Source organism: Streptomyces longispororuber (assembly GCF_014656095.1).
Classification (GTDB): domain Bacteria; phylum Actinomycetota; class Actinomycetes; order Streptomycetales; family Streptomycetaceae; genus Streptomyces; species Streptomyces longispororuber.
In genome coordinates, this window is record NZ_BNBT01000300.1 from 1 (window position 1) to 3,196 (window position 3,196).

Annotated in this window: 4 protein-coding genes; all 4 read left to right on the top strand. The window is 72.9% G+C overall.

The genetic code is table 11. The annotated features are described in order from the left end of the window. The coding region (locus IE330_RS38190; protein WP_229926230.1) for an AAA family ATPase at nt 1-708 on the top strand (708 nt) is incomplete at its 5' end. Nucleotides 709-874: 166 nt separating this feature from the next. After that, on the top strand, nt 875-1,975 hold the full coding sequence (locus IE330_RS38195; protein ID WP_190140775.1) for an aminopeptidase P family protein: 1,101 nt from the start codon (nt 875-877) through the stop codon (nt 1,973-1,975). A 60-nt stretch (nt 1,976-2,035) separates the two neighbouring features. Next, nucleotides 2,036-2,602, top strand: coding sequence for an elongation factor P (efp, locus tag IE330_RS38200; RefSeq protein ID WP_190140776.1), 567 nt, complete (start codon nt 2,036-2,038; stop codon nt 2,600-2,602). 2 nt (nt 2,603-2,604) lie between these two features. Further along, on the top strand, nt 2,605-3,036 hold the full coding sequence (gene nusB, locus IE330_RS38205) for a transcription antitermination factor NusB (RefSeq protein ID WP_190140777.1): 432 nt from the start codon (nt 2,605-2,607) through the stop codon (nt 3,034-3,036). The last annotated feature ends 160 nt before the right edge of the window (nt 3,037-3,196 follow it).

Genomic DNA, 3,196 nt, shown 5'->3' on the forward strand with positions numbered 1-3,196 from the left:
CCCCAGGCGCAGCACCACGCCCCCGCGCCCCCGCACGCCCCTGCCGCCGTGCCGCCCGCCCGGGACACCACGAGCCACATCCAGCTCCCGCCCGGCGGCCCCGTCGCGGTGCCCAGCCCGCCGCCCGGCACCGCGCCCGCCGACACGGGGTCCACGACCCTCGCCGTGCTCCTGATCGGCCCCGCGGGCGCGGGCAAGACGAGCGTCGCCAAGTACTGGGCCGAGCACCGGCGCGTGCCGACGGCCCACATCAGCCTCGACGACGTGCGCGAATGGGTGCGCTCGGGCTTCGCCGACCCCCAGGCGGGGTGGAACGACAACTCCGAGGCGCAGTACCGCCTGGCCCGCCGCACCTGCGGCTTCGCCGCACGGAACTTCCTGGCCAACGGCATCTCCTGCGTCCTGGACGACGCCGTCTTCCCGGACCGCCCGGTCGTCGGCCTCGGCGGCTGGAAGCGGCACGTGGGCCCCGGCCTGCTGCCCGTCGTGATCCTGCCCGGCCTTGAGGTCGTCCTGGAGCGCAACGCCCAGCGCTCGGGCAACCGCCGCCTCAGCGACGAGGAGGTGGCCCGCATCCACGGCCGCATGGCCGGCTGGTACGGCTCGGGCCTGCCCATCATCGACAACTCCCAGCTCGACGTCCCCGCCACGGCCCGCCTCCTGGACGAGGTCCTGGCCCGGGCCCTGACGAGCCCGCCGAAGTGGTAGCCGCCGGGGCGGCGGGAGGCCGCGGGTAGCGGGCGACCCCGCCCTGGGGGCGGGCACGAGGTGCCCCGTCAACCGTCACGCGCCCACCCCTCGTCCGCGCGGCGTCGACGCCCGGTCGGACGCGCTGAACCGGCCCGGACACAGCCGCGCTCATAGGCTCGGCCCCATGTCAGAGGTGTACGCGGCGCGGCGGGAGCGGCTCAGGGAACGGTGCGGGAGCGGTGGGGCGGCTCTCGTGTCGCGGCCCGCCAACGTCCGCTACCTCGCGGGCGCGGCGCCCGACGGGGCCGTCCTGCTGGTCGGCCGGACGGAGGACGTCCTGCTCTGTCCCCGGCCGCCGGGGGAGGAGACCGGGCCCGGGCGGCCCGACGAGGGACTGGCCACACGGGTGCTCGACACGCCCGGCGGCGACGCGGCGGTCGCCGGGGCCGGGCAGGCCGTGGCCCAGGCGGCGGAGTTCCTCGCCGTCGAGGAGCACCACCTGACCGTGACCCGGCACCGGGCCCTGGCCTCCGTGGCGCCCCGGCTGCGCCTGACCGACCTGGCGCGCGGCGTGGAGCAGCTACGCCTGGTGAAGGACGAGGAGGAGATCTCCTGCCTGCGGATCGCCGCCGAGATCGCCGACCAGGCCCTGGGGGAGCTGCTGGAGTCCATCCTGGTGGGGCGCACCGAGCGGCACCTCGCCCTGGAGCTGGAGCGGCGGCTCGTCGACCACGGCGCCGACGGCCCGGCCTTCCCGACCTCCGTCGCCACCGGCCCGCACTCGGGCCGCGGCGGCCACCGCCCCACCGACCGGCGCGTGGAGGAGGGCGACTTCCTCTCGGTGTGCCTGGGGGCCTCGTACCGCGGCTACCGCAGCGAGATCGGGCGGACCTTCGTGATCGGCACCTCGCCCGCGGACTGGCAGATCGAGCTGTACGACGTCGTCTTCGCCGCGCAGCGGGCGGGCCGCGAGGCCCTCGTGCCCGGCACGGCCTACCGCGACGTCGACCGCGCGGCGCGGCACGTCCTGGACGCCGCCGGGTACACGGAGGGCCTCGCTCCGCGCACCGGACACGGCGTGGGCCTCGAAATCGACGAGGACCCTCAGTTGGCCCCGGCGGCCATGGGTAAACTGGACGCTTGCGTGCCGGTCACCGTCGAGCCAGGGGTCCACCTCCCGGGCCGGGGCGGGGTCCGGATCGATGACACGCTCGTCGTTCGCTGCGAGGCGGACGGCGGACCCGAGCTACTCACCATCACGACCAAGGAACTGCTCGCGCTCTAGCCCGAGAGCTGTGCGCGCGCCCCCGGGGTCGTCCACGTCAGTCCAGGAGATTCCGCAACCGTGGCTTCCACGAACGACCTCAAGAACGGCATGGTGCTCAAGCTCGAAGGCGGCCAGCTCTGGTCCGTCGTCGAGTTCCAGCACGTCAAGCCCGGCAAGGGCCCGGCCTTCGTGCGCACCAAGCTCAAGAACGTGCTCTCCGGGAAGGTCGTCGACAAGACCTTCAACGCCGGCGTGAAGGTCGAGACGGCCACCGTCGACAAGCGCGACATGCAGTTCTCCTACATGGACGGCGACTACTTCGTCTTCATGGACATGGAGACCTACGACCAGCTCCACATCGACCGCAAGGTCGTCGGCGACGCCGCGAACTTCCTCATCGAGGGCTTCGAGGCCACCGTCGCGCAGCACGAGGGCGAGGTGCTCTTCGTCGAGCTGCCCGCCGCCGTGGAGCTGACCATCCAGGAGACGGAACCGGGCGTCCAGGGCGACCGCTCCACGGGCGGCACCAAGCCCGCCACCCTGGAGACCGGCCACCAGATCAACGTCCCGCTCTTCATCACCACCGGTGAGAAGATCAAGGTCGACACCCGCGACAGCAGCTACCTCGGCCGGGTGAACAGCTAACCGTGGCCGCCCGTAACACGGCCCGCAAGCGCGCCTTCCAGATCCTCTTCGAGGCCGACCAGCGTGGCGTCGACGTCCTGACGGTCCTCGCGGACTGGGTACGCCACTCGCGGACCGACACCCGGCAGCCGCCGGTGAGCGAGTACACGATGGAGCTCGTCGAGGGCTACGAGCGGTACGCGGCCCGCATCGACGAGCTGATCTCCCAGTACGCCGTCGGGTGGACCCTGGACCGGATGCCGGTCGTCGACCGGAACATCCTGCGGCTCGGCACGTACGAGCTGGTCTGGGTCGACGGCACGCCCGACGCGGTCGTCCTCGACGAGGCCGTACAGCTCGCCAAGGAGTTCTCGACCGACGATTCGCCCGCTTTCGTGAATGGGCTCCTCGGCCGGTTCAAGGACCTGAAGCCGAGCCTTCGCCGGGACGCTTAGCGACGTCCGATTCCGTTCCCGAAGGGCCCGCGGCCGTATTGGCCGCGGGCCCTTCGGTTTTCCCGGCCGCGTACCGGTCGGCAAAGCCACCGGCCGCCCCGGAATACCGCGGGACGGGAAAAGCCGCCGGGGTGGCCGGAAACCTTCTCGGTTTCCGGCC